The organism is Pseudomonas sp. 43A (genome assembly GCF_013363935.1).
In the GTDB taxonomy this organism is placed as follows: Bacteria; Pseudomonadota; Gammaproteobacteria; order Pseudomonadales; family Pseudomonadaceae; genus Aquipseudomonas; species Aquipseudomonas crudilactis.
The window spans coordinates 3,716,131-3,736,190 of sequence record NZ_CP054880.1; the positions used below are offsets into that span (position 1 = coordinate 3,716,131).

18 protein-coding genes are annotated in these 20,060 nt (G+C 58.7%); 4 read left to right on the top strand and 14 right to left on the bottom strand.

Features of this window, described 5'->3' with window-relative positions; translation table 11 throughout:
* Positions 1–31: 31 nt before the first annotated feature.
* The 3 genes from HUW52_RS16310 to HUW52_RS16320 all read right to left on the bottom strand — a co-directional run bounded on the left by HUW52_RS16310 (position 32) and on the right by HUW52_RS16320 (position 4,546).
* Positions 32–2,260: a TonB-dependent siderophore receptor gene (locus tag HUW52_RS16310; protein ID WP_175554255.1), complete on the bottom strand. Its 2,229-nt coding sequence runs from the start codon at positions 2,258–2,260 to the stop codon at positions 32–34.
* Positions 2,261–2,405: 145 nt separating this feature from the next.
* Positions 2,406–4,154, bottom strand: coding sequence for a phosphoethanolamine transferase CptA (locus tag HUW52_RS16315; protein WP_016983769.1), 1,749 nt, complete (start codon positions 4,152–4,154; stop codon positions 2,406–2,408).
* 209 nt (positions 4,155–4,363) lie between these two features.
* Positions 4,364–4,546, bottom strand: coding sequence for a DUF6026 family protein (locus HUW52_RS16320; RefSeq protein WP_016983768.1), 183 nt, complete (start codon positions 4,544–4,546; stop codon positions 4,364–4,366).
* Between the two features lie 272 nt (positions 4,547–4,818).
* Between HUW52_RS16320 and gnd the strand changes: the two genes are divergently transcribed.
* Genes gnd through HUW52_RS16335 form a run of 3 tightly spaced genes read left to right on the top strand, consistent with a single transcriptional unit; the run spans position 4,819 to position 8,137 of the window.
* On the top strand, positions 4,819–5,799 hold the full coding sequence (gnd, locus tag HUW52_RS16325) for a phosphogluconate dehydrogenase (NAD(+)-dependent, decarboxylating) (protein ID WP_007914838.1): 981 nt from the start codon (positions 4,819–4,821) through the stop codon (positions 5,797–5,799).
* Positions 5,796–7,319, top strand: coding sequence for a glucose-6-phosphate dehydrogenase (gene zwf, locus HUW52_RS16330; protein ID WP_175554256.1), 1,524 nt, complete (start codon positions 5,796–5,798; stop codon positions 7,317–7,319). The genes gnd and zwf overlap by 4 nt, the downstream gene beginning before the upstream one ends.
* Positions 7,316–8,137, top strand: coding sequence for an HAD family hydrolase (locus tag HUW52_RS16335; protein WP_175554257.1), 822 nt, complete (start codon positions 7,316–7,318; stop codon positions 8,135–8,137). The genes zwf and HUW52_RS16335 overlap by 4 nt, the downstream gene beginning before the upstream one ends.
* A 124-nt stretch (positions 8,138–8,261) precedes the next feature.
* On the opposite strand, the gene nhaB is transcribed toward HUW52_RS16335, so the two are convergent.
* From nhaB to HUW52_RS16350, 3 genes are all read right to left on the bottom strand, one after another.
* Positions 8,262–9,764 (bottom strand): sodium/proton antiporter NhaB, encoded by a 1,503-nt coding sequence (gene nhaB, locus HUW52_RS16340; protein ID WP_016983765.1) that lies wholly within the window; start codon positions 9,762–9,764, stop codon positions 8,262–8,264.
* A 74-nt stretch (positions 9,765–9,838) separates the two neighbouring features.
* Positions 9,839–11,140: a hypothetical protein gene (locus HUW52_RS16345; protein ID WP_175554258.1), complete on the bottom strand. Its 1,302-nt coding sequence runs from the start codon at positions 11,138–11,140 to the stop codon at positions 9,839–9,841.
* A gap of 280 nt (positions 11,141–11,420) precedes the next feature.
* Positions 11,421–11,687 carry a hypothetical protein gene (locus HUW52_RS16350; RefSeq protein ID WP_016983763.1) on the bottom strand — a complete coding sequence of 89 codons (267 nt, stop codon included), beginning with the start codon at positions 11,685–11,687 and terminating at the stop codon, positions 11,421–11,423.
* 354 nt (positions 11,688–12,041) lie between these two features.
* Here HUW52_RS16350 and HUW52_RS16355 point away from each other — a divergent pair, with 354 nt between their 5' ends.
* Positions 12,042–13,367: a sigma-54 dependent transcriptional regulator gene (locus HUW52_RS16355; protein ID WP_016983762.1), complete on the top strand. Its 1,326-nt coding sequence runs from the start codon at positions 12,042–12,044 to the stop codon at positions 13,365–13,367.
* A 64-nt stretch (positions 13,368–13,431) separates the two neighbouring features.
* Here the strand turns inward: HUW52_RS16355 and HUW52_RS16360 are convergent, their stop codons facing one another.
* The 8 genes from HUW52_RS16360 to pnuC all read right to left on the bottom strand — a co-directional run bounded on the left by HUW52_RS16360 (position 13,432) and on the right by pnuC (position 19,870).
* Positions 13,432–14,739 (bottom strand): transporter, encoded by a 1,308-nt coding sequence (locus HUW52_RS16360; RefSeq protein ID WP_016983761.1) that lies wholly within the window; start codon positions 14,737–14,739, stop codon positions 13,432–13,434.
* A gap of 45 nt (positions 14,740–14,784) precedes the next feature.
* Positions 14,785–15,531: a hypothetical protein gene (locus tag HUW52_RS16365; RefSeq protein WP_016983760.1), complete on the bottom strand. Its 747-nt coding sequence runs from the start codon at positions 15,529–15,531 to the stop codon at positions 14,785–14,787.
* Between the two features lie 44 nt (positions 15,532–15,575).
* Entirely contained in the window at positions 15,576–16,256 is a 681-nt protein-coding gene (locus HUW52_RS16370) for a C39 family peptidase (RefSeq protein WP_016983759.1), read from the bottom strand.
* A 63-nt stretch (positions 16,257–16,319) separates the two neighbouring features.
* Positions 16,320–17,327 carry a hypothetical protein gene (locus tag HUW52_RS16375; RefSeq protein WP_016983758.1) on the bottom strand — a complete coding sequence of 336 codons (1,008 nt, stop codon included), beginning with the start codon at positions 17,325–17,327 and terminating at the stop codon, positions 16,320–16,322.
* Between the two features lie 74 nt (positions 17,328–17,401).
* A complete protein-coding gene (locus tag HUW52_RS16380; RefSeq protein ID WP_175554259.1) occupies positions 17,402–17,977 on the bottom strand; it encodes an adhesin in 576 nt (191 codons plus the stop codon).
* 1 nt (position 17,978) lies between these two features.
* A complete protein-coding gene (locus HUW52_RS16385) occupies positions 17,979–18,428 on the bottom strand; it encodes a hypothetical protein (RefSeq protein ID WP_175554260.1) in 450 nt (149 codons plus the stop codon).
* 357 nt (positions 18,429–18,785) lie between these two features.
* Positions 18,786–19,310 carry an AAA family ATPase gene (locus tag HUW52_RS16390; protein ID WP_016983755.1) on the bottom strand — a complete coding sequence of 175 codons (525 nt, stop codon included), beginning with the start codon at positions 19,308–19,310 and terminating at the stop codon, positions 18,786–18,788.
* Positions 19,307–19,870 carry a nicotinamide riboside transporter PnuC gene (pnuC, locus tag HUW52_RS16395; RefSeq protein ID WP_102900999.1) on the bottom strand — a complete coding sequence of 188 codons (564 nt, stop codon included), beginning with the start codon at positions 19,868–19,870 and terminating at the stop codon, positions 19,307–19,309. Before pnuC ends, HUW52_RS16390 begins: the two co-directional genes overlap by 4 nt.
* Positions 19,871–20,060: the final 190 nt, after the last annotated feature.

Consider the following 20,060-nt stretch of genomic DNA (forward strand, 5'->3'; position numbering starts at 1 on the left):
GCACAGGTGCGCCGCGCCCGAGAGGCGGGGGTCAGAGCTTCCAGTCGAGACTCAGGGTGACGGTGCGCGGGTCGCCCCAGTACACGCCGTTATAGAAACCGACGTTGTCATAGTATTTCTTGTCGAACAGGTTGTTGACGTTCAGTGACGCCGACAGGTGCCGGTCGAACTCGTAGCGCGACATCAAATTGACCACGGTATAGGCGCTCTGGGCGATTCGCGCTTGTTCGGTGTCGTCGCCAACCGGTCGGCTCGACGTGCCATACACATCGCTTTGCCAGTTGACCGCGCCGCCCACGGTCAGCGCCTGCCAGTCGCCCGGCAGGCGGTACGCGGTGGAGACGCGCAACAGGTTCATCGGCTGATTGGTGTTGGTGCGCGCGCTTTCGCCGTTGACCGAGTGGGTGTAGGTGTAACCGGCGGTCATGTTCCAGCCCTGAAGGATTTCCCCGGACACTTCGGCTTCAAAGCCGTTGACCTTGTTGCCCTTGCCGCCGGATTTGTAGAACTGCTCACGAGTAACCGGATCCGCCGGTACCGAGTTATCGAGTTCGGCGACGTTATCCTGCTTGCTCCAGAACACCGCGGTAGACAGGTTCAGGCGCTCCTCGAGCAGGCTGCCCTTGATGCCCACTTCATAGTTTTTGCCGACCACCGGGTCGATGTATTTGCGATTCTTGTCGCGGTTGCCCTGGGGCTTGAAGATGTCGGTGTAACTCACGTACGCCGTGTATTCCGGGGTCAGGTCATACAGCAGACCGGCGTAAGGCGTCCAGACGTCGTTCTGTTTCTGGCTGGTGTAATCCACCTCGGTCACTTGCCGATTGGCGTCATAACTGTTGCTGGTACTGGACGCCTCCCAACTGCCATATCGGCTGCCGAGCACGGCGTGCAGATCATCTGTCAGGCTCAGGCGCGTGGCGATGTAGCCGGCTTTCTGGCGGGTATTGTCCTTGGAACCGGTGAGGTCGGTGACGGTGTCGCTGAATTTTGCGATGTCGCCCATGTACTTCCAGTCGCGGATGGTTCCGTAGTCCTTTGGGCGCGCACCGGCAATGGTGTACGGGGAATTCGAACGGCGCTCGGCCTCACCATAGCCGAACATCATTTCGTGCTCACGGCCCAGCAGCGAGTAGGGGCCGGAGACATTGAAGTCATACGCCTGCATTTTCTGCGTGCCGATCATGTGCGAGGTGTAGGCGAGCATGCCGCTGCGGTCCGCTGCGGGAAAACCGGCACCAGCGTAATAGACCTTGCCGTCGGTATTGCTCTCGCGGTGGGTGTACGCCGCTTTCAGGCGCCAGCCGCCGGCCAGTTGCTGATCGAGGGTGGCGAACGCGGTCTTGTCTTGCAGCGGCCAGGAACTCCACGACGTCGCCATGTTGGTCGAGCGGCCGAGACCGGCCTTGCTGCCGTCGGCATTCCAGTACGGCACGGTGCCCCAGGACGAGCCTTGCACATGTTTGTTCTGATAGTCGTAACCGACCGCCAGCACAGTGGAATCAGTCAGATCAGCTTCCAGCACGCCATAACCGACTTCCCGTTGCAGCGCGTATTTGTCCTTGATCGACTGATTGTCGCGATAGGCCAGCACCGTGCGTCCGCGAAGACGACCGTCGAAAGCCAATGGCCCACCGACGTCGACGTAACTGTAGTAATTGTCGTAGCTGCCGCCACTGACCCCGGCCAGCGCCTGCCATTGCGCGGTCGGACGCTTGCGCACCATGTTGATCGTCGCCGACGGATCACCCGCACCCGTGGTCAACCCGGTGGCACCGCGCACCACCTCGATACGGTCGTAAATGATCGTATCGGAGTCGGACTTCATGCGATCGAAGGTGTTGAGCATCCCGTCGACTTGGAAATTGTTGATCGCATAACCACGCGACGAATAACTGACCCGATCCGAATCCAGATGCTGCACCACCACGCCGGTGGTCTGGCGCATTGCTTCGGACAATGTACCGAGCTTGAAATCATCCATTTGCTGGCGCGTGATCACCGACACCGATTGCGGGGTTTCCTTGATCGACAGATTCAGCCGCGTCGCCGTGCTCATCGCGCCAGTGGTATAGGATTCGGTGTTCTCGGTGGTCGTGCCCAGGCCTTGCGCGCTGACGTTGGTCGCGGCCAGCTCCAGCGCCGGATTGCCGGGCTGCGGCGATTTTTCGGCTTCGGCTTCAGCCAGCAGATCGGCGCTGAACGCAGCGCCGCACAGGCCTAGGGTGAGGGTCATGGAACGGGTAATGGGCGCGAACATCGCAGCCGACTCCTTGTCTTCGAGGGAAAAATTCCGTTTGTTCAAAGACGAGGGGTAGGGCGGGGATTTAGTGTCAAACGAGAAATATTGTTATTTGAAGATGTGTCGAGCATGAAAAAGGGGCCGGTGTCGGCCCCTTCTGGTGTTACTGCTGCGCGACACCCGCCGGCGCGACGTCGGGTTTCTTAGGCTTCATCAAACTGAAGTCGATCAGCGCACGCTGCTCCGTCTGGTACGGGTCGCCGATCAGCAATGGACGGGCCTTGAAGCTGTCGCTGACCAGGCTTTTGCTGTGGTCGAGTTCATCAAAACTCAAACCGGCCAGATCTGCCCAGGTGTGGATCAAGTGCGAGCTGCTGTACGGACGATCAAGGTCAGCGGCGAAGTTCCAGTCGTGGCTTTCTTTCCACTTCGGCGACGCCCAGGCCATGAACGGAATGGTGTACATCGGCGCGGTCGGTTTGTTTTCGTTGCGGCCCAGGGTCTTGTGGCCGACCGAGTCGAAGACGTCTTCACCATGGTCGGAGAGGTACAGCAAAAAGCCGTTCGGATCGGATTTGGCATAATCCTTGATCAGGCTCGACACGACAAAGTCGTTGTACAGCACGGCGTTGTCGTAGCTGTTGTAGGTCGGCACCTGGTCGTCACGCACGCCGGGCGGCACGCCGTTGCGATCCTGGAATTTGTCGAACGTCGGCGGATAGCGGTACTGGTAGCTCATGTGCGTGCCGAGCAAATGCACAACGATCAGTTTGCGCGGTGCCGCATCAGTCAGGGCCTTGTTGAACGGCTCGATCACGTCACCATCGTATTGCGCGGCGTTCTGGTTGCGGTTGTTGTTCAGGTACACCTGTTCGTCCGCCTGCTCGGAGAAGGTCGTGAGCATGGTGTTGCGCTTGGTCATGGTCTGCTGGTTGGTGATCCAGAAGGTCTTGTAACCGGCCTGTTTCATCATGCTGACCAGCGACGGCGTCGACAGGTACAGATCCGGATGCTCTTCGTCAGCGAAGGTCAGCACTTGCTGTAAGGCTTCGATGGTATACGGGCGCGGGGTGACGACGTTGTCGAACACCGCCAGTTGATCCTTGAGCTTGTCCAGTTCCGGCGTGGTGTTGCGCTGATAGCCATAAAGGCTCATGCGCTGACGGTTGGTCGATTCGCCGATCACCAGCACCAGGGTCTTCGGCTGATCGGCCGAGGCGTCCTTGAGGTTTTTCAGCGGCGGGATCTTGCTGACGTTATGCAGCATGCCCTGCATGTCGGCGAGGGTTTCCTGATAACGGTGATAGGCCACGACCATCTGCCATGGGACCGCCGGCTCGATACGGGTTTCGAATTTCTCGAAGCCTTGGGCGAAGGTGCCCATACGCATCGTTTGTTTGACCAGCGGATAACCGATTACGGCAATCAGGATGGCCATCGCCGCGACGAATGCACGGCCACGGGGCATGTACACCGGGCGCAGGCGAGTCCACAGGAAGTAAGCGAACGCGGTATGCGCGAGGAACGCCGGCACCATCCACCAGGCAAAGTACTGGGTCATGTACTCGCCGGCTTCAGAGATGTTCGACTCGAACATGATGAAGATCACGCTCTGGGAGAATTCCTGCTCATAGATGAAGAAGTAGCCCAGGCTGGCCATCGAGCAGGCCCACAGCACCACGCCGATGATGGCGGCGAGCAGTTTGGTGCGTTTGGGGAATAGCAGCATCGGCGCCAGCCAGATCGCGCTCATGACGAACGCCTGACGGAACCCGGTGAAGCCGGAGGTACCGGTCAGCTGGATCAGCAGTTGGGTGATACCCGAGAAGTACCAGAAGAATACAAACAGCCAGAGAAAACCGGCCCAGTCGAAACCTGTCGCAGTCGTTTTGCTGCGTTTGAACAATGCCATTCGGCGCTCCAGCTCACTCGTTACAACCACCGCCGGAACATCCGTGAAGCCGACGAACGGAGGCCGTACGCGAAGGTACGGCCAGATTGGGGCGGAGTATTACGAAGAGAATGTGAAAGTTTTGTTAAGCGGCGCTTTTGCCGTGGGGCATGCGGCCAGAGGGTAGCGCGTCGGGAACAGCCGCTGCCGTTCCCGAATCAGGCGGGGGATCAGGCGTGGGGATGACGCTGAACGACCGGCAAAGGTTGCGGTTGCGCACCCTGGGTCAAGAGGCGCAGCTGCGCCAGTTCCTGCTTCAACTGGTCGCGTTCGTCTTTCAACTGGCGCAATTCATCGCGACGGATTGTCACGTACAGGGTTTGTGGCGGCATTGCTGTGTGTACTGTGCCCATTGCTCACCTCGCAAATGGCGTGCATCAACTGTAGGTCGTCCCGGCTTGCGGTACAGATCTACTATCGGCGCCGATTTTGATTTCTTTTGCCTGTGAATGGAACTTTTTTATTTTTCATGGTCGGTGTGTCTTCTGCAGGATTCGGGGCGTTATCAGTCTGGATCGGGCACAATGCCCGGAAACTTCATCGCAACGCTCTGGACTAACCTCCATCAGTCGCGTTGGGCTATAACCAATGACACACATTTATTTGTAGTAAGGAGCATCAGCACATGCAACTCGGGATTATTGGACTGGGCCGCATGGGCGGCAATATTGCGCGACGTCTGATGCTCAACGGTCACACCACCGTTGTTTACGACCGCAATACCGCTTTCATCGATAACCTGGTCGCCGAGGGCTCCACTGGCGTCGCCGATTTGCCGGCACTGGTTGCCGGCCTGGCCAAGCCGCGTGCGGTCTGGGTCATGCTGCCGGCCGGCGCACCCACCGAAGACACCATCAACACCCTGAGCACTCTGCTCGAAGCCGGCGACACCATCATCGACGGCGGCAACACCAACTATAAGGACGACATCCGCCGGGCCAAGACTTTGGCCGAAAAAGGCCTGCACTACATCGACGTCGGCACCTCCGGTGGCGTCTGGGGCCTGGAACGCGGCTACTGCATGATGATCGGCGGCGACGCTGAAACCGTGCAGCGCCTCGACCCATTGTTCGCCGCACTGGCGCCGGGCATGGGTGACATCCCGCGCACCAAGGATCGCAAGTCCGACGACCACCGCGCCGAACACGGTTACATCCACGCCGGTCCTGCCGGTGCCGGGCACTTCGTGAAGATGATTCACAACGGCATCGAGTACGGCATGATGGCCGCGTTCGCCGAGGGTTTCGACATCCTCAAGACCAAGTCCAGCGAACGCCTGCCGGAAGATCAGCGTTTTGATCTGAACGTCGCCGACATCGCGGAAGTGTGGCGCCGTGGCAGCGTGGTCTCGTCGTGGTTGCTCGACCTGACCGCCGATGCACTGGCCAGCGATCCGAAACTCGACGGCTTCTCCGGCTCCGTAGCGGACAGCGGCGAAGGTCAATGGACCATCGAAGCGGCCATGGAACAAGCGGTGCCGGTCCCGGTGCTGTCGAACTCGCTGTTCTCGCGCTACCGCTCGCGCGGCCAGGGCACCTTTGGCGACAAGATTCTATCGGCCCAGCGCTTCGGCTTCGGCGGCCACGTGGAGACACCGAAGAAATGACCCATACGATCCGCAGGAAATCCAAGGCAGAACCCGCACCACCGACCACGCTGTTTCTGTTCGGTGCCCACGGCGACCTGGTCAAGCGCTTGCTGATGCCGGCGCTGTACAACCTCAGTCGCGACGGCTTGCTTGACGAAAATCTGCGGATCGTTGGCGTTGACCACAACGCCATTACCGATGAGGCCTTCGCGCAGAAGCTCGAAGACTTCATCCGCACCGAAGTGGCGGCGAATGTCGGCAAGGGCGATCAGATGCTTGATCCGGCCTTGTGGGCCAAGCTCGCCAAAGGTATCAGCTACGTACAGGGCGACTTCCTGGACGACAGCACTTATTCTGCGCTGGCGGCGAAAATCGCCGACAGCGGCACCGGCAATGCGGTGTTCTACCTGGCCACCGCGCCGCGTTTCTTCAGTGAAGTGGTGCGCCGACTCGGCAGCGCCGGTTTGCTTGAAGAAACCCCGGAAGCGTTCAGAAGGGTGGTAATCGAGAAGCCGTTCGGCTCCGATCTGCAAACCGCCGAAGCATTGAACGCCTGCCTGCTCAAGGTGATGTCCGAGAAGCAGATCTATCGGATCGATCATTATCTGGGCAAGGAAACCGTGCAGAACATTCTGGTCAGCCGGTTCTCCAACAGCCTGTTCGAAGCGTTCTGGAACAACCACTACATCGACCACGTACAGATCACCGCCGCCGAAACCGTCGGTGTCGAAACCCGTGGCAGTTTTTACGAACACACCGGTGCACTGCGCGACATGGTGCCCAATCACCTGTTCCAGTTGCTCGCCATGGTTGCGATGGAACCGCCGGCGGCGTTCGGCGCTGATGCAGTGCGAGGCGAGAAGGCCAAGGTTGTTGGAGCGATCCGCCCTTGGACCACTGAAGAGGCGCGGGCCAATTCGGTACGTGGCCAATACAGCGCGGGCGAGGTTGCCGGCAAGCCTCTGAACGGTTATCGCCAAGAGCCCAACGTCGCGCCCGACAGCAGCACCGAAACCTACGTCGCCCTGAAGGTGATGATCGACAACTGGCGCTGGGTCGGCGTGCCGTTCTACCTGCGCACCGGCAAACGCATGAGCGTGCGCGACACCGAGATCGTCATCTGCTTCAAACCGGCGCCGTACGCACAGTTCCGTGACACCGAAGTCGACGAGTTGCAGCCGACGTACCTGCGCATCCAGATCCAGCCAAACGAAGGCATGTGGTTCGACCTGCTGGCCAAACGGCCGGGGCCGGCGTTGAACATGGCCAACATCGAACTGGGTTTTGCTTATAAAGACTTTTTCGAGATGCAGCCGTCGACCGGTTACGAAACGTTGATCTACGACTGCCTGACCGGCGATCAGACGCTGTTTCAGCGCGCCGACAATATCGAGAATGGTTGGCGTGCGGTGCAACCGTTCCTCGACGCCTGGCAGCAGGATGCAAGTGTGCAGACCTACGCCGCCGGTGAAGACGGCCCGCAAGCTGCCGAAGACCTGCTGACTCGCGATGGTCGCGTCTGGCATGGCCTCGGATGAGTGACTTGCCGCAACAACCTATCCGTTTTCTGCTCAGTGACATGGACGGCACGTTGTTGCTGCCGGATCACACGTTGAGCCAGCGCACCATTGATGCGGTGCGTTCGTTGCGTGAGGCGGGCGTGTTGTTCAGTCTCGCCACCGGTCGACCACCGAAAGCCATGCTGCAGCAGATTGAAGCCCTGGGCGTAGATCTGCCGACAGCGGCGTTTAACGGTGGGACCATCGTCAATCCGGATGGCAGTTTGTTGGTCGCGCATTATCTGCCGGCCACCACCGCGCTGATTGCGCTGGCCACGTTTGCCGATCAGCCGGATGTGGAAATCTGGGTGTTCAGCGGCGGTGACTGGCTGCTCAAGGATCCGCACGGGCCGATGGTGCCGCGCGAGCAGCATGGTCTCGGCTATCCGCCGGTGGTGGTCGAGAGTTTCGAGCCGTATCTGGAGCGCATCGACAAGATCGTCGCGACCAGTAACAACACTGAGCTGTTGATCGAGCTTGAGGCGCGCTTGCTGCCCAAGGTCAACGGCATGGCACAGGTCTCGCGTTCGCAACCGGTGTATCTCGACGTGACCGCTCTGGAGGCCAACAAGGGCACCGCGCTGGCAACGCTGGCCGCGCATCTCGGGATCCCACTGGAACAGACAGCGGCCATCGGTGATGGCGGCAACGACCCGGCAATGTTTCATTGCGCAGGCCTGTCGATTGCGATGGGTCAGGCGGAGGAGGCTGTGAAGCGTCAGGCTGACGTGGTCACCGCGCCGAACACCGAAGACGGCGTGGCGCAAGCGATCGAGAAATACATCCTGCCTCACTGACACCACCCAAGACCAAATGTAGGAGTGAGCCTGCTCGCGATAGCAATGTATCAGTCAGCATTTCCTGGGCTGACACACCGCTATCGCGAGCAGGCTCACTCCTACAGTTTTTACGCGGTGTTTGTCAGAGCCAGTAGCTGACGGCATACCAGCCCAACAGCCCCATCACGAAGGTGTACGGCAACGCCATCCATACCATGCGCCCGTACGACAGGCGCACCAGCGGTGCAATCGCCGAAGTCAGCAGGAACAGGAACGCGGCCTGACCATTCGGTGTCGCCACGCTCGGCAGGTTCGTACCGGTGTTGATCGCAATCGCCAATGTCTCGAAATGCTCACGACTCATGTGCCCGGCGAGGAATGCCTGCTTCACTTCAGTGATGTAGATCGTCGCGACAAACACATTGTCACTGATTGCCGACAGCAGGCCGTTGGCAATAAACAACATGCCCGGTTGTTGCTCGACCGGTAGCGCCAGCACCCATTGAATCAACGGCGCAAACAGCTGTTGATCGTGAATCACCGCCACCACCGCAAAAAACACCACCAGCAACGCGGTGAACGGCATGGCGTCCTTGAATGCACTGCCCAAACGGTGCTCGTCAGTGATCCCGGTAAACGCGGTGATCAACACAATCACCATCAACCCGATCAGGCCGACTTCAGCGATGTGCAAGGCCAGGCAGCCGATCAGGATCAATGCCGCAGCGCCTTGCACCAGCAGTGCTGCGCGTTGGCGCGCCGTGCGTTCGGCATTGTCTTCGGCGGCGTAGTTGGCCAGCACGGCGCGAACATTGTCCGGCAGCAGTGTGCCGTAACCGAACCAGCGCAGTTTCTCCAGCAACACGCAGGTGACCAGACCCGCTGCCAGCACCGGCAGCGAAACCGGCGCAACCTTGGTGAAGAACTCGCCGAAGTGCCAGCCCATTTCGTGGCCGATCAACAGGTTCTGCGGTTCGCCCACCAGCGTGCACACACCGCCCAACGCCGTACCGACTGCGCCGTGCATCAACAGACTGCGCAGGAAGGCGCGGAACTGCTCCAGGTCGGCGTGATGCAGTTTCGGCAGGTTCTGGTCGTCAGCGAACTCACTGTCCTGACGCGGATCGTTGCCGGACGCGACGCGGTGATAGACGGAATAAAAGCCGACCGCCGCGCTGATGATCACCGCCGTCACCGTCAGGGCATCCAGAAACGCCGAGAGAAACGCGGAAAGAAAACAGAACATCAACGCCAGCGCCGCTTTAGAACGCACGCCCAATAGCAGGCGCGAGAACAGAAACAGCAGCAGATCCTTCATGAAATAGATGCCGGCCACCATGAACATCAGCAGCAGGATCACCGGGAAGTTGTGCACCAGTTCATCGTAAAGCGCTTGCGCCGTGGTCATCTTCAGCAACAGCGCTTCGATCAGCAGCAAGCCGCCGGGCATCAGCGGATAACACTTGAGCGCCATCGCCAGGGTGAAGATGAATTCGATCACCAGCAGCCAGCCGGCCGCGACCGGGCCAACCGTGAACAGCACCAGCGCATTGAGGATCAGAAAACCGACGATGGTCGCCTTGTACCAGCGTGGCGATTGCCCGAGAAAATTGTGCGCGAACGCCTGGGCCATTGAACCGGACATCGGTTGCTCCTTGTTTTATCGAAGCGCGCAAGTTGCCGGATGCGTTACGGAAGATCAAGTACAGTCCGTGTTTTTCAATGGTTCAGGTACCGCGCCACCATCGCCCGATAGTTACCATCCAATGAATAACCGCCAACGAGAATGGCATTATCTGCTTGCACGGCCAGTGAATTGGCCGTGTCCAGACTTCGGCCCAGCCGCGTGCGCAGCCAGCCTTTACCGTCGCCAAAACTGTGATCCAGGTCGCCATCACTCAAGTAGCGGGCGACTATAAAATCTGCTTCGATTCCACCAATGGTTGCACCGACCGCGATGATGCGGCCGTCCGCCATGCGCTGGGCGGCGCTCCATTGGCAGCCGCTGGGGCCGATTTCCAGCAGTTGTGGTTGCCCGCCGTGGTGGTGCAAGTTCGGTCGACCATTGGTGTGTACGCTGTAGGCCATGCAACGAATCGGGTCGCGACTGCTGCCGAAACAGTGCAACGCGTCGGTGGACTCAATGACCTGACTGACCTGAGCGCTTTGGCTGTGAGCCTTGAACGCCATGAATCCGTCCACGGCAAAACGCTCGTCGAGGCGGCCGTCGGGTAGGTAGCGTGCCAACAGACCCTCTTGCGGAAAGTCGATGGAGCCGGCCACCACAATCCGCCCATCCTTTTGCAGCAGCAGGCTGCTGAGCCAGGTGTTGAGCAGCAAGTGGCGAATCATCACGAAGCCGCGGCCGTTGAAGGTTTCATCGAGGCTGCCGTCGGGCTTGAGGCGAATCAGCATGCCGGCATGGTCGGCGAGTTCGAAATGATGATTGGCGATCAACAGAATATGGCCGTCGTTCTGGACGACAAAGTCGCAGGCTTCAGCGCCCGGGACGCCCGGCGGCAGCCAGGCATCGCGGCTGCCCATGGACAAGTCGCCAGGCAACCGCACCACCTGACGCCCGTTGTCACCGAAGCTCAGGTCCGGTTTGCCCTGTGCATCGAACAAGGCCAGCGCCGGCAAGGTACGATGCGCGTTTTCATAATGCAGGCCGGCGAGCAGGATGCGCCCATCGGGCAGTACCTGGACTTTACCGGCCGTGGCTTCGAAGCCTGGAGCAAAGGTATCGATCACGCTGCCTTGCTCGCCAAAGGCCAGGTCGGCTGAGCCATCGGCGAGCATGCGGGCCAGGCCGAAACGGCTGCCGGCGGCGATGCCGACTTTGGCGGCGACGAGGATCCGCCCCTGCGCATCGAGCGCGATATTTTCCGTCAGGCTGGACACGCTGCCCGCGAAATACACTTGGGCGACGCCGATGGCGGCAAACGTCCTGTCGAGTTGACCGGCCCGATTCAACAACGTCTTCGGTAACGCCGAGAGGGCAAAAGTGTTCAGGGTGGACATGCACGCATCTCCTTGCGAGTTGACCTTTACCGGGAACCGGGTGGGTAACTGCATGAGCGGAACATTCAATCCCTGAACCGGGAGAAGTACAACTGTAAGAACTAACAGGTGGAGGGTCGCACTGTGCCAGAACAGTGTCTTTTTGAACCAATAGCAAGCCGGCCAAGCAGTTGCGCCTGAACAAGTTGCAAATAGTTGTACAAAAGTAGCGGGTGTTTAAAAAGATCACAACTAAGCGAAGAGGGCGGATGACCTGAAAGTCATCCGCATCGCCCGGCTGTTAGTGTGGCATCGACCAGGATTGCAGGCTGTAACCTTCTTCGCTGAGTTCAGCGCGAGCCTGCTGCAACAGTTGTTCTAGTTGCGCTGGATCGGAGTAGGCGCTGCTCGGGATCTGTTTGCGACCGATGTGCGAGTTGGTCCGGTCGATCACGGTCAGGCTCAATTCGCCATTGCCGTCTTGTGGCGCCCAGGCCACGCACTGGAAAGGTTTGAACGCGTGGTTGGCAATCAAAAGAGCTTCGTTGATACGGAGCGGGGCGGTCATGGGGTTTTCTCTCTGTCGTGCCCAATCAAGTGATGTGCCGTCGGTTGGGCTTACCGTTCGGCTGGTACTTGTACTGATGCACCGAACCGGCAGGCAGGTCACACATGAAACAAAGAAATTTCAACTTTCTTTCATGGCGTTGCTTTGCAGGCAGGTTTTGAAAGCTCACTGAAAGGTTGAAACAGCAATTTAGTCGATAGCTAACTAACAACCTGGTTTCTTATAACGTGTTTGCTTGTACACCTATAAGCAATCGATACAAGGCCCTGTCAAAATCTTGCTAATGTTACAGTCGGGTCTGCCAAATGACTGTTTTTACAATCATTTCTAATAATTTGGCGCCAAGGAACAGTCATGAGCGAAGCGCCTGCGTTACGACGTTTATTGGTGGTCGATCCGTGCGACGACTGCCACCGCTTATTGCCCGGATTACGCGCCGTAGGTTGGGATGTTGATAGCTGTACCCTGGAAAACGCCGCCGACCGCAGTTGTGATGTGGGCTTGCTGCGATTACAGCCGTTTCACCTCGAACGTCCCGAAGCCGTCAAGGAACTGATCAGCCGCAGTGGTACCGAGTGGATCGCCGTGCTCAATCAGGAAGTCCTGCGTTTACAAAACGTCGGTGATTTCGTCTGCGAATGGTTTTTCGATTTTCACACCTTGCCGTTCGATGTTTCGCGGGTGCAGGTCACCCTCGGTCGAGCGTTCGGCATGGCGCGTTTGCGCGGGCAGGGCACGATTCACGTCGATCAGCCCGAACATGAACTGCTCGGCGACAGCAAACCCATCCGCGAACTGCGCAAGTTGCTCAGCAAACTGGCTCCGACCGAATCGCCGGTGTTGATCCGTGGCGAAAGCGGCACCGGTAAAGAGCTGGTTGCGCGCACGTTGCATCGGCAATCCCAGCGTCACAGCAAACCGTTTGTGGCAATCAACTGCGGGGCGATTCCCGAGCATTTGATCCAATCCGAGCTGTTCGGCCACGAAAAAGGCGCCTTTACCGGCGCGCATCAGCGCAAGGTCGGGCGCATTGAAGCGGCCAATGGCGGCACGTTGTTCCTCGATGAAATCGGTGATCTGCCGCTGGAGCTGCAAGCCAATCTCTTGCGCTTCCTGCAGGAGAAACACATCGAACGCGTCGGCGGCAGTCAGCCGATTCCGGTGGACGTGCGGGTGCTGGCGGCGACCCACGTCGACCTTGAGGCGGCCATCGAGAAGAAGCGTTTTCGCGAAGACCTGTATTACCGGCTCAACGTGCTGCAAGTCGTCACCGCGCCGTTGCGTGAGCGCCATGGTGATTTATCGATGCTGGCCAACCACTTTTCCCACTTCTACAGCCATGAAACCGGTCGCCGCCCGCGCAGCTTCAGCGAAGACGCGCTGATTGCCATGGGCAAACATGACTGGCCGGGCAATGTCCGGGAACTGGCCAACCGTGTACGGCGCGGATTGGTGCTGGCCGAGGGTCGGCAGATCGAGGCCCGCGATCTGGGCTTGATCAGTCAGCACTCGATCGCCACACCGATGGGCACGCTGGAAGATTACAAAACCCGCGCCGAGCGCCAGGCACTGTGCGATGTGCTGAACCGGCACAGCGACAACCTCAGTGTTGCGGCGAAAGTGCTGGGCGTATCACGGCCGACGTTCTACCGTTTGCTCCACAAGCATCAGATCCGCTAGGGCGGGGAAACGCAAAAGGCCCGTTGCGAGATGAGCGCAACGGGCCTTTTGCGTTTCCTGATGATTAGAAGTAGTACGGGAATTTCAGACTGAAGGAAAAGTCCGGGGCATCGTCGGTCAAACCGATCGACAAGTTCGGAACAATGGTCAGGTTGTCGGTGGCCGCGATGGTCATGCCGACGTTGAAGTAACCGGCGTTGGCGTCACTGGACACCACCGATTGCCAATCGCCGCCATCCTGTTTCAGCTTGCTTTTGCGCTGCACCAGATCAGACATCGAGAACGACATACTCATCTTCTCGTTCAGCGCAAACGCAATACCGGCGCCGATCTGGAAGCTGTCGCCGATCTTTACCTTGCCCGGGTTTTTCTGGTTGACCGTCGAGCTGATGTCGTCAAACGACTCCTCCAGGTTGTGGGTGTAGGACAAGCTGCCGAACAGCACCGCCGGGTCGAACGTCTTGACCAGCGAGATCCCCGGCGTGACCGACCAGACGCCGTTGCCGGTCGGCAGGGTGTCAGGCACGAACAGGTTGGAGTTGGCGTCGGTCTGGCGCAGCTTGATCCCGAACGGATCCTTGCCGGTGGGTGCCTTGACCCGCAAGGTGACGACCGCATCCGGCGTATTGGCTGACTCATCGAGGAACTTGTAGGCGATGCCGAAGTTGACGTCGCCAATGGTTGGATCGCGTGTCACGTCCTGCTCGGTCGTGACGTTGGACGCACCGCCGTTACCGCCGCCGGATTGATAAGTCGAATCGCGGTAGACCACGGGCACGTTCAGGTCGAACTGCCAGCGATTGTCGAAGTTGTAGCGGCCCGTGAGGTCGAGGGTCCAGGTATCGGCCTTGATCCGGTCAAGGTTGATGTTGCCGAGAAAAATCGAGTCCAGTGCCAGGAAGCCGTTGAGGATCAACTGACGGGTGTCGTAGCGCGAGTAGGTGATACCGGTTTCGAAGCTGAATTTGCCACCGCCGAAGAAACCACTGGCTTCGTCGTACAGGTTGGACACACTTTGTGCCGGTTGCGAATCATCTGCCAGCGATTGCCCGTAAGAAGCCCCACTACCTCCGGCTGCGCCCCCCGACGCTGCTGCGGCCCCGGTGCCGGTGGCCACTTTTGGATTGCCTTTGAGATCCGACGGCGACTTGGCCAACCGTTTCGGTTGCGGCGCCGCGGGTTGATCTTCGACCTGGCGAACCCGTTGTTCGAGTACCGCCAGGGCTTTTTGTTGTACTTCGTAACGTTGCTTCAGCTCCAGAAGTTCTTGTTTCAGGACTTCCACGTCGGCGTCCGGTGCCGCTTGCAGCATTGCTGCAGGTAGAAGAGTGCTCAAACAAACAGCGGCACGCAGTGATACTGATCGATACATGAATAAGCCGTCCCTTTAAGCCCAATGATCGAGACTCAGCGTAGTTCAATATCCAATATTGCGTAGTGCCCTGAGTTGCGTCAGGTTGCAATCCAGTGCGCCGGCACTCAGGCCGTTATTGTTCAGTACGACGTTGAGTTGAGTCATGTTATTGACCACGTTGGCACTGCCGAGCAGACGGGTGTTCTGCAGCAAGCCACCCTGGGCGACCTGCTGCAGGGCCGTTCCTTGATTGCCTGAGGCCTGAATGGCCATCTGTACGCCGCCTCCGCTTGCCGAGACTGCGACGCTGCCCGCCGCATTGCTGCCGCCGATGGTTTGCCCGGCCATCAGCGCCTGCCCTTGGGTGGGCACCAGTGCTGGCGCCTGACTGGCTTCTTTAACGTTGATGGCGACGTTGTTGTAGGCGGTATTGCTGTCACCCGCAGCGCGTACGCTCTGTGTTACGCCCTGGCTGCTGTCGAGACCGGCGCCACCGGTGATCGTGCCGGTACCCGTAGGAAGAGTGCTGCCGTTGCCGTGCTCCTTGATCGTTTGCACGTAGAATTCGGGTTTAACCGTTGCTGCCTGAAGTTGCATCGAGGTGGCTGCCCCGATCAGATCGCCACTGGCGTTGCGCCAGGTACTGCTCATGACAATGCCGAAGCTGATGATCCGCCCCGGCATGACATAACGACCACGTAACTCGGACAACTCCTTGTCCTGTATTTCTATAGGTTTGAATCCTGCATTGGCATAGCCTGACGCACTCGCTGCCAGGCAGGCGGCGGCCAGCCAGTATGAGGTTTTCATTTGCTGCTCCCGGGACATCCAGCCCCATTCTTTATAATCGGCGATTAAAAGAAGTCGCTCTGTATGAACCCGAAGTCCATCAATTCAGCATCTTTGACAGGGTTGAAGCCATCCAGCTTGTTCTTGGCGGTCAGCGGTACCGGAGGGCTGCGCAAGGCGTTGGCCTTGTCGTATCCGGGACCGACGATGGCGAAAACAATGCCGTTCCAACCTTTGACAAAGTCATCATGGGTGTAGCGTTTGTGACCTAAAACCGGGTCTCCGATGTAAACCCAATCCTTGTCTGCCCGCTGCAGAACCACGAAATGCTTGTAGCCGCGAATTTCCATCAGTACCACCACCGGAATAGTGACAGCGTCGAGCTTTTCCGTTGGAATCTTGTAACCCCTGGCGCGCATGCCGATGCTTTCTATGTAGCGCTTCATGTCCAGCATGGAAAACCCTTGAGTGCGAACAAGGTCCTGGTCAGCGTTGACCAGCATGCCTTTGATGATGTGCTCCTCATCGACGTCGAGCCAATAGGCCTGGCGTAACACCGTGGCCAGTGCAGCAGCGCCGCAGCTGAAATCGGTTTTCTGTTCGACGATGTCGGCAAACTTGCGCTCACGAATGCTTTGCACGTTTTTGTAGACGAGCGTGCCACCCGGCAGGGCAGCGACGGGCATCTGGGCGGCCTGAGTCAGGCCACAGACGCAAAGCAGGGCGAGGAGGGCAGTCTTACGCATGATCGATACGCCTTTGCGGACTGAGGAAAAGCCCCGTTTCCGGGGCTTTCGTTTCGATCGCGACTACAGGCAGGCTTTGCAACCTGCAGCGATGGACAGCGAGTTGCTTTGTTGGTTACCAACACCGGCGGCGTTGTTGTAACCAGCGTTGCCGGAGAAGTTGTTACCAACGTTGGAGATGTTTGCGTTGTTGGTCACAGGGTTTTTCCAGCCGTCTGGGGTCAGCACTTGTTGTGTGGTTACACCGGCGAGACCGAAGATGCCGACAGCTTCAAAGGTCGCTTTCTGATCTTTGCTGCCGCCGTTGCCGCCATGACCACGGTCGTTGTCGCCATAACCGCCACCACCATGGCCTTTGTCGCCTTCGATGGTCGCTTTGCCAGCTGCCGCGAATGCGCCAGCAGCGGTGAAGGTGCCTCTCAGAGTATCGGTTTTGTAGGTTTGAGTGCCGTTGTTGGACACAGTCAACCCAGTGGAGCTTTGGTTGGCAGCAGCAGCGGCGTTAGCTACACGACCACCGGATACAGCAATGGCCAGGTTGTTTTTCTGTTGGTTGAAGTTGCCGGCACTGTTGTTCACACCGATGTTGCCGGAACCGCCGTTACCCACGTTGTTGAGGTTGGCATTGTTGGTTGTCGAGTAGTTGGCAACCGCGTTGTTGTTGTTGACCTGAGTCGCGCTGGAAACGGACACGGCAGTGCCGAAGATGAAGCTTTCGTCAGCAGTTGCGAGTGCAGCGGCGTTGTCTTGTTGGTTGCCATCGCCGGCGGTGTTGTTCATGCCGACGTTGCCGTTGGTGCCATTGGCCGAGTCGCGAACGGAGGCATCATTTTTGGTGCCTTGGTTGCCCACCAGGTTGCCATCGCTGTTCTGCGTGTCGAGTACGGCCGCACCAGCGCCGGCGCCGATTTGCAGAAGTTGTTCCAGGGTAGGGCCTTTTGGTTCATGGTTGCCATGACCATTGCCGTGCCCGTTACCATGATCGTCATCACGACCGCCTGCCTGTGCTGCGATTGCCATCACTGCTGCAAGTGCGAAAACCAGTGGTTTGAGAGCCATTGTAGGTTTCATGGTGTTTCTCCATCGTGCTTATTAGTTGGTTAAGTGTTGGTACTTTCTAATTGCACTGCTTTTTTTTGTTTGGGTCAGTCAGCGACCCGGATGCTCAGGGTGTTAGCCATTCGGTTCCCCACCCCGGCACTCTGGTTCACCTGGATTACCCCGCGGCTGCCGGTGAAGGCCTGGTCACTTGTCGTGACCTGGCGACTGCCGGATGAGGTACCAGTTGCTCCTGAGCTCGGTAAAAGCGCCACGTTCTGTTGTGAAAGGGCACTGTCGTCAACGCTCTGCGGGGCAGCACTGATGCTGACGCGCGTGACGTTGGCCATCTGGTTGTTGGCCCCGGCGCCCTGGTTCACACCCAGGATTCCGTTGCCATTACTGAAAGCATTGCCGCCAATGGTTGCGCTGGCATTCGTCGAAGGATTGGCGGGTGTATCGATCGCTTGGCGAACATGGGTGGTGGCGCTGGCAGAGGTGCCAATGGCGATCGCCTTGGTGTTGGTCTGTTGCATCTGGTCGCCAGCGGCCTGGTTGACGTTGTAGTTGCCGCGGTACTGAATGCCGATGTCCTGAATGTTCGCGTTGTTCACTGAGCTGGGGTCGGCCGCCATGGCACTGGCGCAGCCGAAGAGGGCAAGCAGGAGCAGGGAACGATTCATCTTATTGGCCTCCAGCCATGCGGGTCAGCGGCGCGAGGCCTGCGCCCATGGCACGGTTGACGGTATTGGAGATGGAACCGCCGGCGCCGCCGCCGTGGCCGCTGCTCATGCCGGGCAGGCCGTTGGGATTGGTCAGGGTGTTCATGCCGGGCAGGTTCGCCGTCGGCGTGTTGATGTTGCCGCGGATCGAAGAGCCACTGGCTACGCTGGCAAACTCGCCGTCATTGAGCTCAGTGCTGCTCATCGCTTGATTGATGCGGCCTGAAGGGTTGGCATTGACGGTGGTTGGATAGGGGTCTTTACCGCCGCTACGACCGATAGGAATCGGCTGAACGTCGCGATTGAGGACAATCACGCCATTACCTTCTGCCTGCGCGTTGAAACTGATCAACGTACTGGCTGCTGATCCGATCAGCAGAAGGCAGGTCAAACCTTTTTGGATATTCCCCACGGCTGCAATTCCTTCTTCAGTGGGCTGGCCCTAGTCAGCGTTGTGAAGGAGAGAGCGAAAGCTGTGCCGCTTTTCAAATGTTGTTTGCTTTCAGATACTTGCAGAAACCAGGCGCGCACCTGATACACACGCTGTTTCATGGCTGATACACGCATGAGCGCGCCGACCTGTCTATTGGCTGAACAAAGCTCTGGAACGAGGGTTTGCGACGATGTGTTTCAACCGTGAAACAACGGCGATGACAAAACGGTGAACAGTGTTGAGACGGGCACTTTGCACCTCACACAGTGTTTCAGGATCGGACACTTTGCCCCCAAAACAGGGGAAATTCTTGGGGAAACTGACCCGTTGACCGGGTCACTCGGCCAGCAGTTGCTCGACCGCGGCAAAGGCCTGTAGTTGGCGTTCGGCCCAATTGCCCTGAATGATCAGAAAGCGCTGATGGTGGTTTTCCAGCCAGTTTTGCGTGGACTGGTAAAACGCCAGACGCTCGTCCAGATCAGGTTGGCAGCGCTGACCGTCATCGGTCCAGTCGACCTGTTCCGGGGACAAAAGAAGGTGCAGGTCGTAATGCCGTGCCAACAGCTCGGTTTCCAGCCAGCCCGGACAGTCTGCAAACAGCGTCTGGCTCCACAGTATGTTGCTCAGCAAATGGGTGTCGAGAATCAGCAGTGACGGCTGTTGCGCCCGAGCCTCATCCTCCCGTTGCAACTGGCCCCGAGCGATATCAGGGATATCGGCCAGACACGTATCACGTGGATTGAGCTCAATGAACCGACGCACGTACTCATCCACCCGCACGCCGCCAAAGCGTTGCTGCAGGCCCGCCGCCAGCCAGCTCTTGCCGGTGGATTCGGGGCCGGTCAGAACCACAACCTTCATGGGCGCAACGCCGGGTCGGCGCGCCATTCGCGATAGCCTTGCACCGCCAGCAGGGTGAACAGCCCGTACAGCGCAGCGGTCAGGTACAGCCCTTTATAGATGAACAACCCGACAAAAATCACATCGAGAACGAACCACAGCGCCCAGCATTGCAGGCGTTTCTGTGCCATCCACAGTTGCGCAACCAGGCTGAAACCGGTGAGCGCCGCATCGAGCCACGGTTGCGCGGCATCGGTCCAGTGGGCCATGGCCGCGCCGAGCAGCAGGCTGCCAACGGCACCTGCACCGAGGCCGATCAAGATAGAACGCTGATCGAGGCGGGTGACCTCACGGCCGTCATGCATCGTCCCGGCGCGGGTCCATTGCCACCAGCCGTAGACTTGCAGCGCGGCGTAGATCACTTGCAGCAACATGTCCGAGTACAGCTTCACTTCAAAGAAGATCCAGCTATAGAGCAGCACCATGACCAGCCCGATCGGCCAGCACCACGGATTCTGTTTGACCGTCAGCCACACGGCGATCACACCGAGGGCGGCGGCAAACAGTTCAAGCCCGGACATGGAGGTTCCTTGGGGGAGAGAAAGAAGGGGCGGATTGTACTGCATTGGGCCAAACCCCTCACCCTCTCCCGGTGGGAGAGGGGGCTGACCGAGTTGGATGTTCGAGATACGCCGACCTGATCTTTCTGCGTTGAATCCATAATCGACTCGATTTTTCAGGTCGACGTATAGCTTGAGACACCTCGGTCAG

What these genes read in the sequence shown, in the direction of transcription:
- HUW52_RS16390 (WP_016983755.1), bottom strand. Translation starts at nt 19,310, where the DNA reads ATGAAGGTTGTGGTTCTGACCGGCCCCGAATCCACCGGCAAGAGCTGG.
- nhaB (WP_016983765.1), bottom strand. Translation starts at nt 9,764, where the DNA reads ATGTCCGGTTCAATGGCCCAGGCGTTCGCGCACAATTTTCTCGGGCAA.
- HUW52_RS16335 (WP_175554257.1), top strand. Translation starts at nt 7,316, where the DNA reads ATGAGTGACTTGCCGCAACAACCTATCCGTTTTCTGCTCAGTGACATG.
- HUW52_RS16360 (WP_016983761.1), bottom strand. Translation starts at nt 14,739, where the DNA reads ATGTATCGATCAGTATCACTGCGTGCCGCTGTTTGTTTGAGCACTCTT.
- HUW52_RS16365 (WP_016983760.1), bottom strand. Translation starts at nt 15,531, where the DNA reads ATGAAAACCTCATACTGGCTGGCCGCCGCCTGCCTGGCAGCGAGTGCG.
- zwf (WP_175554256.1), top strand. Translation starts at nt 5,796, where the DNA reads ATGACCCATACGATCCGCAGGAAATCCAAGGCAGAACCCGCACCACCG.
- HUW52_RS16380 (WP_175554259.1), bottom strand. Translation starts at nt 17,977, where the DNA reads ATGAATCGTTCCCTGCTCCTGCTTGCCCTCTTCGGCTGCGCCAGTGCC.
- HUW52_RS16320 (WP_016983768.1), bottom strand. Translation starts at nt 4,546, where the DNA reads ATGGGCACAGTACACACAGCAATGCCGCCACAAACCCTGTACGTGACA.
- HUW52_RS16310 (WP_175554255.1), bottom strand. Translation starts at nt 2,260, where the DNA reads ATGTTCGCGCCCATTACCCGTTCCATGACCCTCACCCTAGGCCTGTGC.
- HUW52_RS16355 (WP_016983762.1), top strand. Translation starts at nt 12,042, where the DNA reads ATGAGCGAAGCGCCTGCGTTACGACGTTTATTGGTGGTCGATCCGTGC.
- HUW52_RS16345 (WP_175554258.1), bottom strand. Translation starts at nt 11,140, where the DNA reads ATGTCCACCCTGAACACTTTTGCCCTCTCGGCGTTACCGAAGACGTTG.
- HUW52_RS16375 (WP_016983758.1), bottom strand. Translation starts at nt 17,327, where the DNA reads ATGAAACCTACAATGGCTCTCAAACCACTGGTTTTCGCACTTGCAGCA.
- HUW52_RS16370 (WP_016983759.1), bottom strand. Translation starts at nt 16,256, where the DNA reads ATGCGTAAGACTGCCCTCCTCGCCCTGCTTTGCGTCTGTGGCCTGACT.
- gnd (WP_007914838.1), top strand. Translation starts at nt 4,819, where the DNA reads ATGCAACTCGGGATTATTGGACTGGGCCGCATGGGCGGCAATATTGCG.
- HUW52_RS16315 (WP_016983769.1), bottom strand. Translation starts at nt 4,154, where the DNA reads ATGGCATTGTTCAAACGCAGCAAAACGACTGCGACAGGTTTCGACTGG.
- HUW52_RS16350 (WP_016983763.1), bottom strand. Translation starts at nt 11,687, where the DNA reads ATGACCGCCCCGCTCCGTATCAACGAAGCTCTTTTGATTGCCAACCAC.
- pnuC (WP_102900999.1), bottom strand. Translation starts at nt 19,870, where the DNA reads ATGTCCGGGCTTGAACTGTTTGCCGCCGCCCTCGGTGTGATCGCCGTG.